The sequence below is a fragment of the Streptomyces sp. NPDC085866 genome (assembly GCF_044541035.1).
Lineage (GTDB): Bacteria > Actinomycetota > Actinomycetes > Streptomycetales > Streptomycetaceae > Streptomyces.
The window spans coordinates 490,254-506,477 of sequence record NZ_JBITSQ010000002.1 but is presented as its reverse complement, the minus strand read 5'-3'; the positions used below and the strand labels follow the sequence as shown (position 1 = coordinate 506,477).

Below are 16,224 nucleotides of genomic sequence, written 5' to 3'. Positions count from 1 at the left end.
CATCTAATTGACTATGCGAGGTGATCCGATGCGCGCGTTCCGTGAGGCGGTCGAGGCGGGGGACCTGGAGGCCGTCGAGGCGCTGCTGGCCGACGACGTCGTCTTCACCAGCCCGGTCGTCTTCAAGCCGTACCCGGGCAAGGCCATCACCGCGGCGATCCTGCGCGGGGTCTTCCAGGTGTTCGAGGACTTCCGGTACGTCCGTGAGATCGGCGCCCCGGACGCCTGCGACCACGCGCTGGTCTTCACGGCCCGGGTGGGCGACCGGGAGCTGACCGGCTGCGACTTCCTGCATGTGAACGAGGACGGGCTGATCGACGACTTCATGGTCATGGTCCGTCCGCTGTCGGGCGCCCAGGCTCTCGCCGAGGCCATGGGTGCGCGGTTCGACCAGATCGTGAAGGAGGCGGAGGCGCGGTCCGCCTGAGCGGTGCGGCTCCGCCCCCGGCGGTTCAGGCGACCCGAGGGTCAGCCCTTCAACTGCTCCAGCGTCGCCTTGGTGTCCGTCTTCAGCCAGTCGGACACGTCGGTGAGCGCGGGTGGGTTCTTGTCCTGGTTGTACGAGCTGAGGTAGGCGCTGTAGCTCATCGTGTACGTCACCCAGCCGTCGCGTACGGCGAGGGTGGCGTAACGGGAGCCGCTGGTGGTGCCGCTCGTGGTGTCCTGGCTGACCAGGTAGGCCTCGTCGCCGATGCCCTTGACGGGACTGACGTCGTAACCCGTGTGGCTGTCGCCGTAGTTCTTCCAGGTGGCGGTGAACTCCGGCCCGGGGTCGGTCTTCCGGTGCAGGTCCACCTGCATGGAGAGGTAGGCGTCCGCGTAGCTGGAGCCGGTCTTCTTCAGGCTCAGGCTGCAGTAACTCTCCCCAAGCGCCTTGTCCTTGAGAGAGCTGTGCGTCGAGGAGGAGTCGCTCTCGGGGTACTCGTCCTTGAAGGACGAGTAGTCCGCGTCCGAGCACATGTTGGAGGGCGCCGAGTAGCCGCGCAGGTCCGCGCCGCCCCCCATACCGCCGAGCAGGAACACGCCGGCCGCCCACGCGGCGGAGGCGACGACCGCGCCGACGGCGAGCCACAGCACGGCACGCCCGGCAGCACCGCCGCCACCGGACGGCGGGGCGGACACCGAGCCGAACTGGGGTGGCTGCGCGTAGGGGTTGCCCGGCACTCCTGCCTGGGGCGGGGCCGGCTGTCCGACCAGCGTGGGCTGCGCGTAGAAGTTCCCCGGCGGGGGAGACTGCGGATTCGGGTACGGATAGGCCGTCGGCTGCGGCGGGACCGCCGGCTGCGGGGCGGGCTGTCCGGGCTGCGGCGCGGGCTGGTCGGCCGGCTGCGGGGGCTGCGGTGGCGTGGACATGTCGTGACGATAATGCAGGGTTGGCGGTCAAGTCCTCTGACGTCCGGGATCGTTACGGTGTGGGGACATCTGGTGCGGGTTCCGCCGGTATACGACTCAGCCGCGACAGGGCCGTCAACTCCTCGACTGGAACCGGAGTTCCTCCATCCCACGCGGTGTGAACGCCCGGCTCACCAGCGACCGCAGACGACGACGGTCGCCGTAGGACGGGAACGAACCCGATCTCACCCCAGGGTCCGTACCGGCGGGAATAGCTCGCGCCGCCGACGTGTTGCACAGATCGCAGCCGTACCGCGCCATCGAGTGGTACCGTGCAGTCAGCACTTGTGTACGCCCCTTTGTGGGCGCCGGTGCCAGTTCTCCTCTCCGCGCTGATCCGTCCGCCGTTTCCCGGCCCAGGCGCGTCAGCTTCTCAGCACCACCTCGGTCCGAGGTGTCGTTTCCGCCGCCCGGAGGCACGTACGCCCTCCCGTCCCGCGGCTTCCTCCCCCCCCTTCCTCATGTTTTCCCGTCCGTGAAAGGACCACCCATGACCACCACACTCGAACCCCCTCACGTGGACCAGCAGGCGCCGGCCACCCGGACCGTCACCGGTGTCCTCGACATCGACGCGCACGGGAAGGGACATCTGCGGGCCGTGAACTGCCTGTCCTCCCCCGCCGATCCGCAGGTCCCCGCCGCGCTGGTGCGCAGGCACGGCCTGCGCAAGGGCGACCTCGTCGAGGGCGTCCGCGGGGCACAGCGCACGCTCACCGAGATCACGCACGTCAACGGCCGCGATCCGGGCGAACTCCGCGGTCGCCGCCACTTCCGGGACCTCACCCCGCTCCACCCGCACGAGCGCATCCGCCTGGAACACCCGGCGGCCGGTCTCGCCGGACGGGTCACCGACCTGTTCGCACCGGTCGGCAAGGGCCAGCGCGGGCTGATCGTGGCTCCGCCGAAGACCGGCAAAACCGTGCTGCTCCAGCAGCTCGCCGCCGCCGTCGCCGGCAACCACCCCGAGTGCCGCCTGATGGTCGTCCTGCTGGACGAGCGTCCCGAGGAGGTCACCGAGATGCGCCGCTCGGTGCGCGGCGAGGTCTACGCCTCGACGTTCGACCGGCCGGCCAAGGAGCACATCGCCCTCGCGGAACTGGTCGTCGAGCGGGCCAAGCGGCTCGTCGAGGACGGCGAGGACGTCGTCATCCTGCTGGACTCCCTGACCCGGCTGTGCCGGGCCCACAACAACGCCTCCGCCGCTGGCGGACGCACCCTGAGCGGCGGTGTCGACGCGGGCGCCCTGCTCGGCCCCAAGCGGTTCTTCGGCGCCGCCCGCCAGGCCGAGGAGGGCGGCTCGCTCACCATCCTCGCCACCGTCCTGGTGGACACCGGCTCCCGCGCCGACGGCTACTTCTTCGAGGAGCTGAAGAGCACGGGCAACATGGAGCTGCGGCTCGACCGGGAACTCGCCGCCCGCCGCCTCTTTCCCGCCGTGGACATCGACCCCACGGGCACCCGCCGCGAGGAACTCCTGCTCACCCCGGCCGAGTTGACGGCCACTCGGGGCCTGCGCCGGGCGCTGCGCTCGCGGGACGGCGGGCCGGCCAATCTGGAGACCCTGCTGGAGCGGCTGCGGGACACCCCCGACAACGCCACCTTCCTGCGCCGCGTCCAGCCGACCCTGCCCACGGCCTGAGGACGTCCCGGAATGCGGCATCCGGGTGCTCCGGTGGCCCGTCCGGCCCCGGCAGCGCGCCCGGCGACCCTCCACTTCCTACGTTGATCATATGATCACCGGATTCTCTTGTCGGGCGGTGTCGTCGGCCTGCGCCCTGTGCGTCGCGGGCGTGCTGGCCCTCGCGCCGGCCGCCGCCGCCACCGCACACCGCGCGGGGGATCCCGCACCGCCCGGGCCGCGGGCGGCGGTGCCGAAGCCGTCCCTGCTCTACCACTCCGGCACCCAGGTCAGACCGCACCGCGGTGCGCCCGAGCTGCCGGACGTCTCCGCGCTGTCCTGGCTGGTCGCCGACGCCGGCACCGGCGAGGTGCTGGCCGCGGGCGACGCCCACCGCAGGCTGCCGCCCGCCAGCACCCTGAAGACCCTGTTCGCGCTCACCGTGCTGCCGCGGCTGCCCGCCACCATGCAGCACACGGTCCGGTACGAGGAGCTGGAGGACGTCGGCGAGGGCAGCAGCCTCGTGGGCGTCGAGGAGGGGCACAGCTACCGGGTGTCCGACCTGTGGCGCGGGGTCTTCCTCAGCTCGGGCAACGACGCCGTGCACGTACTCGCCGCCCTGGGCGGCGGCTGGCACGCCACGGCCACCCGGATGCAGGCCAGGGCCCGCACCCTCGGTGCCCTGGACACCCATGTCGTCTCCCCCGACGGCTACGACACCCCCGGCCAGGTGTCCTCGGCGTTCGACCTCGCGGTCTTCGGCCGGGAAGGGCTGCGCAACCCCGACTTCGCCCGCTACTGCTCCACCGCCGAGGCCCAGTTCCCCGGCGACGGGACTCCCTACGCGATCGAGAACACCAACCGCCTGCTGACCGGCGAGGACGGCGTGGCACGTTACCCGGGCCTGATCGGCGTCAAGAACGGCTACACCAGCAACGCGGGCAACACCCTGGTCGCCGCTGCCCGCCGGGACGGGCGCACCCTCGTGGTGACGGTGATGAACCCTCAGGAGGGCGGCGGCCTCGCCGTGTACGAGGAGGCCCGCGCCCTGCTCGACTGGGGTTTCGCGGCGGCCGGTCAGGTCGATCCGGTGGGCTCGCTGGACGGGCTGCGCGCCGGACCGGGACCTGCGTCGACCACGGTCGCGGCCGCCACGTCCCCCGGGTCGGACGACGAGGAGGACTGGTCGCCCGCCGCCGTCGCGGGTCTCGCCGGGCTCGGCGCGGGTGCGGTGTGGCTGGGGTTGCGGTCCAAGGGCGGCCGGGCCTAGGTCCTGTCGTCGAACTCCCGGTGTCGGCCGAAGGGCGGCCCAGCGGCGTCAGGTGCGTGCTCTCGGCGTGCCGGGCGGAGGCCCTCGTACCGGACGTACTTGGGCTTTCGCCCGGTGCGGCGAGTGGGGGCACCTCCCACGCCCTCGGGGCCGGTCGGCAGGCCCAGCAGCAGGCCCAGCGTGATCCAGGTGTAGATGTTGCTGCCGAGGAACCCGTCGATGCCGGACGAGTCCTCGAACCAGAGCCACACCACGCTGGTGCACAGCACCGCGTACAGGACGCCCGCCGGCCGCGGGTGCCCGGCGCGTGCCAGCACCGCGAAGGAAGGCAGCAGCCACACCAGGTGGTGCACCCAGGTGATCGGGCTGACCAGGCAGGCCGCGGCACCGGTCAGGGCGAAGGCCGCCGTCCAGTTGCCGGCCGCCACCGCCCGGCTCGCCCGCCACGCCCACGCACACAGCACCAGCAGAACCACCGCGGCCCACAGCGAGCGGTCCGGGTCGCCGAGCCGGGCCAGGACGCCCTGCAGCGACTGGTTGGAGACGTAGTCGAGGCGGCCGACCCGGTTGGTGTCCCAGAGCGCCTCGGTCCAGTAGAAGCGGGACGCACGGGGGTCCGCCCAGGCGGCCAGCCCGGTCGCCGCGAGGGCCACCGCCGTGGCGACCCCGGCCGCCCGCCACCGCCGGGCGAGCAGAAGCAGGCCGATGAACAGGGCGGGCGTGAGCTTCACGGCGGCGGCGAGCCCGATCCCGACGCCCGCCCAGCGGTCCCGGCCGGTCGTCAACAGCCAGGCGTCGCCCAGCACCAGCGCCAGCAGCACCAGGTTCACCTGGCCGAAGCTGAAGGTGTCCCGCAGCGGCTCGAACAGCGCGAGCACGCACAGGGCCAGCGACCAGCGGAACCAGCCGTGCCGTCGCCAGCCGGGCCCGGCCAGGATGCGCAGGACCACCGCCAGCGCGGCCAGGTTCACCAGCAGGGAGGCCACGATCGCGGTGTGCCGGCCCATCGGGGCCAGCGGCAGCATGACGAGCGCGGCGAACGGCGGATACGTGAAGCCGTACGACGTCCCGGGCACCCGGTAGTCGTAGATCCGGCCGCCGTGGTGCACCCAGGTGTGCACAGCGCCGTAGTAGACGCGCAGGTCGAAGAAGTCCCGCAGCAGCGGCACGGTCGCCGTGAACACGGTCACCGCGGTGGCCAGGGCCAGCACGAGCAGCGCGCGGCCCCGGTCCGTGCGTAGCGTCGGCGCCGTCATGCCGTGCGTCCCGTCGCCGGAGCCTGGGCCGCCTGGTGGGCCTGCCACAGGACGACCACGCCGAGCAGCCCGCCCGAGACGGCGAGGACCAGCTGGCCGACGTCCGCCGGGCCGCCGCTGGGCAGCACGGCGAGGGCCAGGACACCGGCGAGGGCGGCCACCCGGTGCCGTACCGAGGTGCTGGGTGCGGCGGCCGCGATGAGGAACAGGCCCCACAGCACGTACCAGGGGCGGATCGCCGGGCCGAAGACGGCCACCGCGAGCAGGCTCAGGCCGAGGGCGTACACCGGTCGCAGGCGCAGCCGGAGCCATATCAGCACGACGGCCGCGGCGGTGGCGGCGAGACCCAGCAGATGCCAGACCGGTACCGCGAGCGGGGCCAGGTCGCTGCCGAGGCGGTCGAGCAGCGCTCCGGTGGCACGGCCCAGCAGGCTGGTGAGCGCCCAGTTGTGCGGGGAGACCGGTGTGTCCAGGGCGCGGATCCAGCCGTACCCGGTGCCGGCCACCACGGTCGCGGCGACCGTGGTCGCCGCCGCGGCGGCCGCGGTCGTCAGGGTGGCCCACAGCGGGGTGCGGCGGGTGCGGATCTGCAGGACCACCACCGCGAGCAGGCCCAGCGCGGCAGGTGCCTTCACCAGGGCGGCCAGCGTGACGAGCACCGCCCCGAGGACGGGCCACCGGCCGCGGGCGGCGACCAGGCCGAGCCCCAGCAGCCCGAGCATGAGGGCGTCGTTGTGGGCGCCCGCGACCAGGTGCAGCAGGACCAGCGGGTTGAGGGCGCCGAGCCACAGCGCGGCGGCCGGGTCGGCGCCGCTGTGCCGGGCCAGGCGGGGCAGCGCCGCCGCCATGAGGGCCACCCCGAGGACGGCGAGCAGGCGCATGCCGATCAGGCCCGCGGGCAGTTCGCCGCGCGTCAGGCCGGACAGCGCGGAGGCCGGCCACAGGAAGGCGGGGCCGTACGGGGCAGCCGTGTGCTGCCATACCGGGGCCACCTCGTCCGCCAGCGGGCCGCCGAGCTGGGCGGGGCCCTGGGCGTACACGTCCATGTGGGCGTCGACCATGGCGCCCTGCGCGAGGTAGCTGTAGACGTCCCGGCTGAACAGCGGGGGCGCGAGCAGCAGCGGGGCCGCCCAGACGGCCAGGACCACCAGCAGGGCCCGCTGGGTGGGCGGTTGCTGACCGCGCACCAGGCGGCCGAGGAGCACCCAGGCCGCTATCAGCAGGACGACACCGAAGTAGACCCCGACCAGCCCCAGCGCGGCCCGCGCGGACGCCGGGGCGAGGAGGTCCTGAACGGGCAGGGCACCGGCTGTCTCACCGCCCAACGCGAGAGAGGCGGTACCGGCCAGGCCCAGCACCTGGCAGCGGCGGAGATCGACGGGGAAAGCCATGGCCAACACTGGTTCAGCGTGTCAACGCGGGGTGGCCGGAAGGAGACACTCCACTCACCAACGGACGGCCTGCACATGACCGGCGCGTGAGAAGTGCTGCTCAGCACGGTGCGCAGGGGCCGGGCGAACACTCAGAACACGGACAGTCCGGTCAGCGTCGTGAACCTGTCCAGGGCCGCCACCCCCGCCACCGAGTTGCCGCGCTCGTCCAGCCCGGGGCTCCACACACACAGGGTGCAGCGGCCCGGGACGACCGCGATGATGCCGCCGCCGACACCGCTCTTGCCGGGCAGGCCGACGCGGTAGGCGAAGTCACCGGCCGCGTCGTACGTCCCACAGGTCAGCATGATCGCGTTGATCTGCTTGGCCTGGCTGCGGGTGAGCAGCCGGGTGCCGTCGGCGCAGATGCCGTGGCGGGCCAGGAAGGTGGTGGCGAGGGCCAGGTCGGCGCAGGAGGCGGCGATCGAGCACTGGCGGAAGTACTCGAAGAGCAGGGTCGGCACGGGGTTCTCGATGTTGCCGTACGACTTCATGAAGTGCGCCAGCGCCGCGTTGCGGTCGCCGTGCGCGGTCTCGGAAGCGGCGATCTGGCGGTCGAAGTCCAGGTCCGGGTTGCCGCTCTCGGCGCGCAGGAAGGCGAGCAGGGTGTCGGCCGCGTCTCCGGTACGGGTCTGGAGGCGGTCGGTGACGACGAGCGCGCCCGCGTTGATGAAAGGATTCCGCGGGATGCCGTTCTCGTACTCCAGCTGCACCAGGGAGTTGAACGGGTTGCCGGAGGGCTCGCGGCCCACGTGCTCCCAGAGTTCGTCGCCCTCGCGGGCCAGCTCCAGGGCGAGCGTGAAGACCTTGGTGATGGACTGCGTGGAGAACGGCTGCCGCCACTCCCCCACCCCGTACACCGTGCCGTCCAGCTCGGCGACCGCCATGCCGAAGCTGCGCGGATCGCGGGCCGCGAGGGCCGGGATGTAGTCGGCGGGACGCCCGCGGCCGGGCGTGCGCCCTATCTCCTCGGCGATGCGCTCCAGGACCGGCAGGAAGGTGAGGGACGACGTCGTTGTCATGATCACCATTGTGCCTCCCGGCCGGTCCAGGTGCGTAGTCACAGAGACGTAGCCGCAGGTCAGGCGGCAGGTGCCCCGCTGCCCGCGACGATCTCGGGGCGCAGCAGGTCGGCCAGCCGCTCGGCCGGCAACAGGCCCTTCTCCAGCACGAGTTCGGCCACGCCCCGGCCGGTGGCGAGGGCCTCCTTGGCGATGTCGGTGGCGGCCGTGTACCCGATGTGCGGGTTGAGCGCGGTGACCAGGCCGATGGAGTTCTCGACGGTCGCGCGCAGCACCTCGGTGTTGGCGGTGATGCCGTCCACGCAGCGCTCGGCCAGGGTGAGGCAGGCGCGCCGCAGGTGCGTGATGCTCTCCGACAGGGAGTGCAGGATGATCGGCTCGAAGGCGTTGAGCTGGAGCTGTCCGGCCTCCGCCGCCATGGTGATGGCGACGTCGTTGCCGATCACCTCGAAGGCGACCTGGTTGACGACCTCGGGGATCACCGGGTTGACCTTGCCCGGCATGATCGACGAACCGGCCTGCACGGGCGGCAGGTTGATCTCGCCGAGGCCCGCGCGCGGACCGGAGGAGAGCAGGCGCAGGTCGTTGCAGCTCTTGGAGAGCTTGACCGCGATCCGCTTGAGCACGCCGGACATCTGGACGAAGGCGCCGCAGTCCTGGGTGGCCTCGACCAGGTTGGCCGCGGTGACCAGGGGCAGCCCGGTGATGGCGGCGAGGTGCCGGCGCGCGGCCTCGGCGTAGCCGGCGGGAGCGTTGAGGCCGGTACCGATGGCCGTGGCGCCCAGGTTGATCTCATGGATCAGCTCGACGGCCTCGGCAAGACGGCTCCGGTCCTCCTCGATCATGACGGCGAATGCGGAGAACTCCTGGCCGAGCGTCATCGGCACCGCGTCCTGCAGCTGTGTACGGCCCATCTTGAGCACGTCACGGAACTCGACCGCCTTGCGGGCGAAGGAGTCCTGGAGCACGGACATCGCCTTGAGCAGGCCGCGGACCGCGAACACCGTCGCGATCTTGACGGCGGTCGGGTAGACGTCGTTGGTGGACTGCCCGAGGTTGACGTCCTCGTTGGGGTGCAGGTAGTGGTACTGCCCCTTCGCGTGCCCGAGCAGCTCCAGCGCGCGGTTCGCCACGACCTCGTTGGCGTTCATGTTGGTGGACGTGCCCGCGCCGCCCTGGATGACGTCCACGACGAACTGGTCGTGCAGCTTGCCGTCACGGATCTCCCGGCAGGCGGCGACGATCGCGGCGGCCTTCTCGGGCGCCAGCAGCCCCAGCTCCTCGTTGGCGAGAGCGGCGGCCTCCTTGACGGCGGCGAGGGCGTCGATCAGGTGCGGGTAGGCGGAGATCGGGGTGCCGGTGATGGGGAAGTTCTCCGTCGCGCGCAGGGTGTGCACACCCCAGTACGCGTCGGCGGGTACGTCGCGGTCTCCGAGCAGATCGTGTTCGCTTCGGGTGGGCGCGGTCATGAGGTACGGGTCCTCTTTCTGAGGGGGTGAGGGTGAGCGCGCCCCGAAGGGGCGCGGGGAACTGCGCGACCAGCCGCAACGGGCCCGCAGATCGGATACGGCCGAACCGACGGAGCTACGCGCAGGCGGTCAGCGGCACCGGATCCAGGGCACGCACCGGCCGCACGCAGCCCACCGGCTCCCCGCCACCCAGCAGCGCCTCTCCGGCGAACTCGGTCAGCAGCTCGGGGTCCACACCCGCGCGGGCGAGCGCCGCCGCGGCGACCGGAACACGCGCCCGGTTCGCCCCGTCGGCGATCTTGACGGCGATCGCACGGCCGTCGGGCAGCGCGGCCACCTGGACGCCCTCGAAGCCGTCCTTGGCGAGCAGCCCCGGCACGGCCCGCATCAGCGCGGAGACGTCCCGGCCGGAGCCGGAGGCCATCTCCGCGTGTTCGCGCATCGCGTCGGCGACGCGGGCCTCGGGCGTGCCCGGAGCGGCGGTGGTGATGCGGGCGACGGCGCGGGCCAGGCCGTGCAGGGAGATGGAGAACAGCGGTGCGCCGCAGCCGTCCACCGTCACCTGGGCCACCTGCTGCCCGGTCAGGTCCTCGACGATCTCGGCGATGGCCTGCTGCAGAGGGTGGGCCGGGTCCAGATAGTCGTCCAGGGACCAGCCGTTGAGCTTGGCGGTCCACAGCATCGCCGCGTGCTTGCCGGAGCAGTTCTGGGCGAGACGGGAGGGCAGCCGGCCCTCGCGGACCCAGGCGTCCCGCACGGCCGGGTCGTACGGCATGTCGGGCACGTTGCGCAGGTCGTCCTCGGCGAGACCGGCGAGTTCGAGGATCCGCCGGGTGCCGGTGAGGTGGCGCTCCTCGCCGGAGTGGCTCGCGGCGGCCAGCGAGAGCAGGTCGCCGTCGAGCGGCAGCCCGGCCCGAAGCATGGCCACGGCCTGGACGGGCTTGAGGGCCGAGCGCGGGTAGAACGCGGCCTCGATGTCACCGAGTTGGAACTGGACCTGGCCGTCGGCTCCGAGGACGACGACGGAACCGTAGTGGATGCCCTCGACGACCCCGCCGCGGATGAGGTGGGCGACGGGGGCGTGGAGGGGCTCGCGGACGAGGGGTGGGTCCGCAGGGGAACTGCTGTACATCACTGCCTGCTTGTCAGGGAGCGTCGCGTGGGTCACGCATCGGCTCCGGAGGTGGACTTGCGCGATATGCGCCCGCGGATGGCGTACCAGCCCGCGACCAGCGCTGCGACGATCAGCGGCAGGCACAGCACGGTGGTGCGTCCTGCGCCGCCGTCGGCGTACATGAGGACCAGGACGGAGGCGAGGAACGCCAGCGTCACCAGTTCGGTCCAGGGGGAACCCGGCAGCCGGTAGGAGGGCCGGGCCAGTTCGCCCTTCTGGGTCTTCTGCCAGAAGAGCAGGTGACAGAGCATGATCATGCCCCAGGTGGCGAGGATGCCGATCGCGGCGAAGTTCAGGACGATCTCGAAGGCGTCCGCCGGGACGACGAAGTTCAGGCCGACACCGAGGACACAGATACCGCTGGTCAGCAGGATCCCGCCGAACGGGACCTGGGTGCGGCTCATCTTCGCGGTGAACTTCGGGGCCGAGCCGCTGACCGCCATGGAGCGCAGGATGCGGCCGGTGGAGTACAGGCCGGAGTTGAGCGAGGACATGGCCGCGGTGAGCACGACCAGGTTCATCACGCCGCCCGCCGCCGGGACACCGATGTTGGACAGGACCGTCACGAAGGGGCTCTCGCCGGCGCTGTACTTGTTCCAGGGCAGCAGCATCGAGAGCAGGACGACGGAGCCGACGTAGAACAGACCCACGCGCCACATGATCGAGTTGATCGCCTTGGGCATGATCTTCTCGGGGTTCTCGGTCTCACCGGCGGCGACGCCGACCAGCTCGACCGAGGCGTAGGCGAAGACGACACCCTGGATGATCAGCAGCATGGGCAGCAGACCGTTCGGGAAGATGCCGCCGTTGTCGGTGATCAGGGACGGGCCGGGGGTGCCGCCGTCCACGGGGTGCTGGGTGACCAGCAGGAAGATGCCGATGCACATGAAGACCACCAGCGCGCTGACCTTCACGATCGCGAACCAGAACTCCAGTTCGCCGAAGATCTTCACCGAGATCAGGTTCACCGTGAGGACCACGGCCAGGGCTATCAGCGCGATCACCCACTGCGGGATGTCGGAGAACATGCCCCAGTAGTGGGTGTAGGTGGCCACCGCCGTGATGTCGGCGATGCCGGTGGTCGCCCAGTTGAGGAAGTACATCCAGCCCGCGGTGTAGGCACCCTTCTCGCCCATGAACTCCCGGGCGTACGACACGAAGGCGCCGGAGGACGGGCGGTAGAGCACGAGTTCGCCGAGCGCGCGCACGACGAGGAAGGCGAAGACGCCGCAGACGGCGTACGCGACGAACAGGGAGGGTCCGGCGTCGGCGAGCCGGCCGCCCGCGCCGAGGAAGAGGCCGGTGCCGATGGCACCACCGATCGCGATCATGTTGACGTGCCGGTGCTTCAGGCTCTTGCTGTAGCCCGCGTCTCCGGCGTCGACATGGCCTGACGAGGGGCGCGTCTCGTCTTTGAGGTGCTGCTCGCTCACGCCTCGGGTCCGCCTTCCGTGGGGAGGTCCGTGCGCCCGGGGCGCACGATGTGGGTGAGGGTCGTCTCGACGCGGTCGAGGTGATGACTCATGGCCTCGACGGCGTCGTGCTCGGAACCGTCGATCAGCGCCTCGACGATCGCCCGGTGCTCGCGGTTGGACTGCTCGCGGCGCCCGCCCAGCTCGTTGAGGAAGGCCGACTGACGCGCCAGTGCGTCACGGATCTCCTCGATGACCCGGCGGAAGACCGGGTTCTGGGCGGCCTCGGCCACGGCGAGGTGGAAGAGGCTGTCCATCGCGACCCACGCGGTGGTGTCCGTCTCCCGCTCCATGCGGTCCAGGAGGTGGGCCATGTGGTCCAGGTTCTCCGGGGTGCGGCGCAGGGCCGCGTACCCGGCGACCGGGATCTCGATGTGGCGGCGCACCTCGAGCAGGTCGCTGGCCGCGTAGTCGCCGAAGGTCGGGTCCTCGACGGCGTTCGCGACGACGAAGGTGCCCTTGCCGGTCCGGGAGACCGTCAGGCCCATCGTCTGCAGGGCGCGCAGCGCCTCACGGAGCACGGGCCGGGACACCTCGAGGGTGCGGCACAGCTCGGCCTCGGAGGGGAGCTTGTCGCCGATGCCGTACTCGCCGCGTTCGATGGCGCCGCGGAGGTGGCCGAGAACGGCTTCCATGGCGCTCACGCGCCGCGGGGCCGGGCCACCTGTCTGGCTGTCTGACAGGTTCACGGGAGCGATCCTGCGGGTTGCCGGAGGGAACTGTCAAGGCGTCGCGTAAGAAAACATTCACGGGGCGCGTTGCCTGAATGCAGGCATCCGCGCCCCGTGGGCGGTGCGAGGGTCGCTCAGCTGCTGAGCGTGCCGGTGGCGAGCAGGCCGAGGAGGGCGACGCCGATCACGAGCCGGTAGATCACGAACGCGTTGAAGGAGTGCTTGGCGACGAACTTCAGCAGCCAGGCGATGGAGGCGTAGGCGACCACGAAGGACACGATCGTGCCGACGGCCAGCGGGGCGGCGCCGACGCCCGCGCCGAGGGCGTCCTTGAGCTCGTAGATGCCGGCGCCGGTCAGGGCCGGGATGCCGAGGAAGAAGGAGAGGCGGGTGGCGGCGACACGGTCCAGGTCGAGGATGAGCGCGGTGGACATGGTGGCGCCGGAGCGGGAGAAGCCGGGGAAGAGCAGGGCAAGGATCTGGGAGCAGCCGACCAGCATCGCGTCCTTGAAGGAGGTGTCGTCCTCACCGCGCTTGTGGCGGCCCATCTGGTCCGCCGCCCACATCACGCCGGAGCCGACGATCAGGGAGCCGGCGACCACCCAGAGCGAGGCGAGCGGGCCGTCGATCAACGGCTTGGCGGCCAGGCCCACCACGACGATCGGGACGGTCGCGGCGATCACCCACCAGGCGAACTTGTAGTCGTGGTGGTAGCGCTCCTCGGGCTTGGTCAGGCCACGGAACCAGGCGGAGACGATCCGCTTGATGTCCTTGAAGAAGTACACGAGCACGGCGGCGATGGCGCCGACCTGGATGACGGCGGAGAACCCGACGACGGACTTGTCGTCGACCGGAATGTCCATGAGCCCCTCGGCGATCTTGAGGTGGCCGGTGGAGGACACCGGGAGGAACTCGGTCACCCCCTCGACGACTCCGAGGACGACGGCCTGACCGACGGAGATGGCGCTCATGGGATCCAGTTCTGAGGATAGTTGGTCGACAGTGCTGTAGACAGTACTCACTATGCCCGGCCGTACGCCAAGCGCCTAGGCCCACAGGGCTCCTGCGACGGACACCCCGGCGAAGGCCGCCGCGAGCCCCGCCGCCACGCTGGCGACGGCGTTGGCTGCAGCGTAGAGCCCCGCACCGGCCTCGGTCAGCCGCAGGGTCTCGTAGGAGAAGGTCGAATACGTCGTCAGCGCCCCGCACAGCCCGGTGCCGATCAGCAGCTGCAGATGCGGACCTGCGGCTCCGGCGGACACGGCGCCGGTGAGCAGGCCCAGGATCAGACAGCCGGTGACGTTCACCACGAAGGTGCCCCACGGGAAGAGCGAGTCGTGCCTGGCCTGGACGGCCCGGTCGGTGAGATAGCGCAGGGGTGCACCGACCACGGCCCCCAGGACGACCAGCAGCCAGTTCACAACGACTTCTTACCCTTCGGTTCCGTACCGTCCGGGCCGGGCGCACGACCCACGTACCGGATGACCTCGCACTCCTCCAGCGTCACGAGGCCTTCGCCGACCAGCTCGTCCAGCTGCGGCAGGAAGGCCCGGACCCGCTCCTCGGTGTCCACCACGACGATCGCCACGGGCAGGTCCTCGCTCAGGGACAGCAGCCGGGTGGTGTGGATGCGGGAGGAGGCGCCGAACCCCTCGATCCCCCGGAAGACGCTGGCCCCGGCCAGCCCGGCGGCGTGGGCGCGGTGCACGATCTCGGAGTAGAGGGGCTTGTGGTGCCAGGTGTCGTCCTCGCCGATGTAGACGGTCAGCCGCACGGCCCGGCCGGTGAGTGAGGTCATCGCTGTCTCCGGGTGAGCACCAGGCGGGCGGCGACCGAGGCCAGCCACACCGCCGCGAGGGCCGCGAACAGGGTCGCGGCGAGATAGGCCAGCCCCGTGCGGGGGTGGCCGGTGTCGACCAGCTTGCGGATGTCGACGGCGTAGGTGGAGAAGGTCGTGAAGCCGCCGAGCACGCCGGTGCCGAAGAAGGGGCGTACGAGGCGGTGGGTGGCCCACACGTCGGTGATCAGCACCATGAACACGCCGATCACGGCGCAGCCGACGACGTTGGTCCAGAAGGTCACCCAGGGGAATCCACCGGGGGGCGTGGGCCAGGCCAGGGTCAGCGCGTAGCGGGCCGTCGCGCCGAGGGCACCACCCACGGCGACCACGGCGACGACGGGGGCCTGGGTACGCCACTCCGACCGCCGCGCGGGTGCGGGGCGGGCCTGCAGGCTCTCGGCTTCCGGGGCTGTCATGCTCGTACTTCTCCTACTCGCCGGGGCCCGGGGCATACGGGCGCCGTGCCGTCGCAAGTAGGGACCGTTGGCGGCGCCTTCACCGCGGTTCGGGTACGGCGGGCCCCACCGCCGCGCCGCGCAGGATGATCGCGGCCGCGGACCAGGGTAACGCCGGCGGCGCCCCGACCGCACACGCGGCCGTGGCGCGCGGGGGCCGAGCGCCTCGGAGCGGCTCAGCGTACGGGCTCGGGCAGGGCACAGACCGCGATGCCCCGCTCCCACACGCTGCCCAGGATCAGGTGACCGGAGGCCTCGCAGACGCTGGTGGCCATGCGGTAGCCGGAGCGGCGACGGGTGAGGTGCTCCAGGACGCGGCCGTCGTCGTCGACGGCGAGGACGCCGACGGTACCGGCGGGCCGGTAGGGCGCGCGGACGGCTGCCCGGGCGGCGGCGCGGCGCAGCGCCGCGGGGCCGCGGTGCAGCAGGTCGAGCGGGGGTACGCGCGGGCCGGCCAGGGCCACCCGGATCGGGCCGGCCCGGCCGGCGCGCCAGAGGTTGTCGGGCATGCCGGGCAGGTCGTCGGCGAAGGGTTCGCACCGCCCGGACTTCGGCCCGGTCAGCCAGTAGCGGGTCAGCCGGTACGCGCTGGTCTCGGCGACGACCAGGAAGGACTCGTCGGCGGCGGGTACGAGGCCGTTGGCGAACTGAAGCCCGTCCAGCAGTACTTCGGGTCGGTCGCTGCCCGGCGCGAGGCGCAACAGGCGGCCGGTGCCGGTGTGTTCGACCACGTCCCCGATCCACTGTTCCAGCGGGTAGCGGCGGCTGGAGACGGTGAAGTACACGCTGCCGTCGGACAGGGCGACGGCGTTGCTGCAGAACCGCAACCGCTCCCCCGCGACCGCCTCGGCGAGCACCTGGACGCGACCGTCGTCCAGGCCCACACGCAGCAGTCCGCGGTCGGCGTCGCACACCAAGAGGGGGCCGTCCGGCAGGAGTTCGAGGCCCAGCGGCCGCCCGCCGGTCTCGGCGAGCACCTCGACACGGGTGGCCGTGGGGTCCGCTATGCCGTCGATGCGCAGGATCCGGCCGTCCGCCACGCCGGTGAGCACCCGGCCGCGGGAGTCGGCGACGACGTCCTCGGGGCCCTCGCCGCCGACGGCGACGTACCGGTGGACGACCAGAGGAGTGGGAGAGGTCATGGGCGCCTGCCCT

General features: G+C 71.8%; 16 protein-coding genes. 3 read left to right on the top strand and 13 right to left on the bottom strand.

Going from position 1 to position 16,224, the window contains the following annotated elements; translation table 11 throughout:
• The first annotated feature begins 28 nt into the window (after positions 1-28).
• Entirely contained in the window at positions 29-427 is a 399-nt protein-coding gene (locus ACIF83_RS05670) for a nuclear transport factor 2 family protein (protein ID WP_393477186.1), read from the top strand.
• Between the two features lie 41 nt (positions 428-468).
• Here the strand turns inward: ACIF83_RS05670 and ACIF83_RS05665 are convergent, their stop codons facing one another.
• On the bottom strand, positions 469-1,353 hold the full coding sequence (locus ACIF83_RS05665; RefSeq protein ID WP_399723668.1) for a hypothetical protein: 885 nt from the start codon (positions 1,351-1,353) through the stop codon (positions 469-471).
• A gap of 529 nt (positions 1,354-1,882) precedes the next feature.
• Here ACIF83_RS05665 and rho point away from each other — a divergent pair.
• Complete coding sequence (rho, locus tag ACIF83_RS05660) at positions 1,883-3,031, top strand: transcription termination factor Rho (protein ID WP_393477192.1); 1,149 nt, start codon at positions 1,883-1,885, stop codon at positions 3,029-3,031.
• Positions 3,032-3,122: 91 nt separating this feature from the next.
• Entirely contained in the window at positions 3,123-4,280 is a 1,158-nt protein-coding gene (locus tag ACIF83_RS05655) for a D-alanyl-D-alanine carboxypeptidase family protein (protein ID WP_399723665.1), read from the top strand.
• On the opposite strand, the gene ACIF83_RS05650 is transcribed toward ACIF83_RS05655, so the two are convergent.
• The 12 genes from ACIF83_RS05650 to ACIF83_RS05595 form a co-directional block, all read right to left on the bottom strand.
• Positions 4,277-5,536, bottom strand: coding sequence for a glycosyltransferase family 87 protein (locus ACIF83_RS05650; protein ID WP_399723662.1), 1,260 nt, complete (start codon positions 5,534-5,536; stop codon positions 4,277-4,279). The genes ACIF83_RS05655 and ACIF83_RS05650 overlap by 4 nt on opposite strands.
• Positions 5,533-6,927, bottom strand: a complete 1,395-nt coding sequence (gene mptB / locus ACIF83_RS05645; protein ID WP_399723659.1) for a polyprenol phosphomannose-dependent alpha 1,6 mannosyltransferase MptB — start codon at positions 6,925-6,927, stop codon at positions 5,533-5,535. Before mptB ends, ACIF83_RS05650 begins: the two co-directional genes overlap by 4 nt.
• Before the next feature lie 131 nt (positions 6,928-7,058).
• The gene (locus ACIF83_RS05640; RefSeq protein WP_145886001.1) at positions 7,059-7,997 is read right to left on the bottom strand and encodes a glutaminase; all 939 of its coding nucleotides are present in this window, start codon (positions 7,995-7,997) and stop codon (positions 7,059-7,061) included.
• 50 nt (positions 7,998-8,047) lie between these two features.
• Entirely contained in the window at positions 8,048-9,457 is a 1,410-nt protein-coding gene (gene aspA / locus ACIF83_RS05635; protein WP_393477205.1) for an aspartate ammonia-lyase, read from the bottom strand.
• Between the two features lie 115 nt (positions 9,458-9,572).
• Positions 9,573-10,589: an asparaginase gene (locus tag ACIF83_RS05630; RefSeq protein WP_398138117.1), complete on the bottom strand. Its 1,017-nt coding sequence runs from the start codon at positions 10,587-10,589 to the stop codon at positions 9,573-9,575.
• Between the two features lie 32 nt (positions 10,590-10,621).
• Positions 10,622-12,064 carry an amino acid permease gene (locus ACIF83_RS05625; RefSeq protein WP_393477210.1) on the bottom strand — a complete coding sequence of 481 codons (1,443 nt, stop codon included), beginning with the start codon at positions 12,062-12,064 and terminating at the stop codon, positions 10,622-10,624.
• Complete coding sequence (locus tag ACIF83_RS05620; protein ID WP_393477213.1) at positions 12,061-12,738, bottom strand: FadR/GntR family transcriptional regulator; 678 nt, start codon at positions 12,736-12,738, stop codon at positions 12,061-12,063. The genes ACIF83_RS05625 and ACIF83_RS05620 overlap by 4 nt, the downstream gene beginning before the upstream one ends.
• 170 nt (positions 12,739-12,908) lie before the next feature.
• Positions 12,909-13,745: an undecaprenyl-diphosphate phosphatase gene (locus tag ACIF83_RS05615; protein WP_393477215.1), complete on the bottom strand. Its 837-nt coding sequence runs from the start codon at positions 13,743-13,745 to the stop codon at positions 12,909-12,911.
• A gap of 75 nt (positions 13,746-13,820) precedes the next feature.
• Positions 13,821-14,195 carry a fluoride efflux transporter CrcB gene (gene crcB, locus ACIF83_RS05610; RefSeq protein ID WP_393477217.1) on the bottom strand — a complete coding sequence of 125 codons (375 nt, stop codon included), beginning with the start codon at positions 14,193-14,195 and terminating at the stop codon, positions 13,821-13,823.
• Positions 14,192-14,572, bottom strand: coding sequence for a DUF190 domain-containing protein (locus tag ACIF83_RS05605; protein ID WP_393477219.1), 381 nt, complete (start codon positions 14,570-14,572; stop codon positions 14,192-14,194). Before ACIF83_RS05605 ends, crcB begins: the two co-directional genes overlap by 4 nt.
• Positions 14,569-15,030 (bottom strand): CrcB family protein, encoded by a 462-nt coding sequence (locus tag ACIF83_RS05600; RefSeq protein ID WP_399723651.1) that lies wholly within the window; start codon positions 15,028-15,030, stop codon positions 14,569-14,571. The genes ACIF83_RS05605 and ACIF83_RS05600 overlap by 4 nt, the downstream gene beginning before the upstream one ends.
• A 215-nt stretch (positions 15,031-15,245) precedes the next feature.
• Positions 15,246-16,211, bottom strand: a complete 966-nt coding sequence (locus ACIF83_RS05595; protein ID WP_393477225.1) for an SMP-30/gluconolactonase/LRE family protein — start codon at positions 16,209-16,211, stop codon at positions 15,246-15,248.
• Between the last annotated feature and the right edge of the window lie 13 nt (positions 16,212-16,224).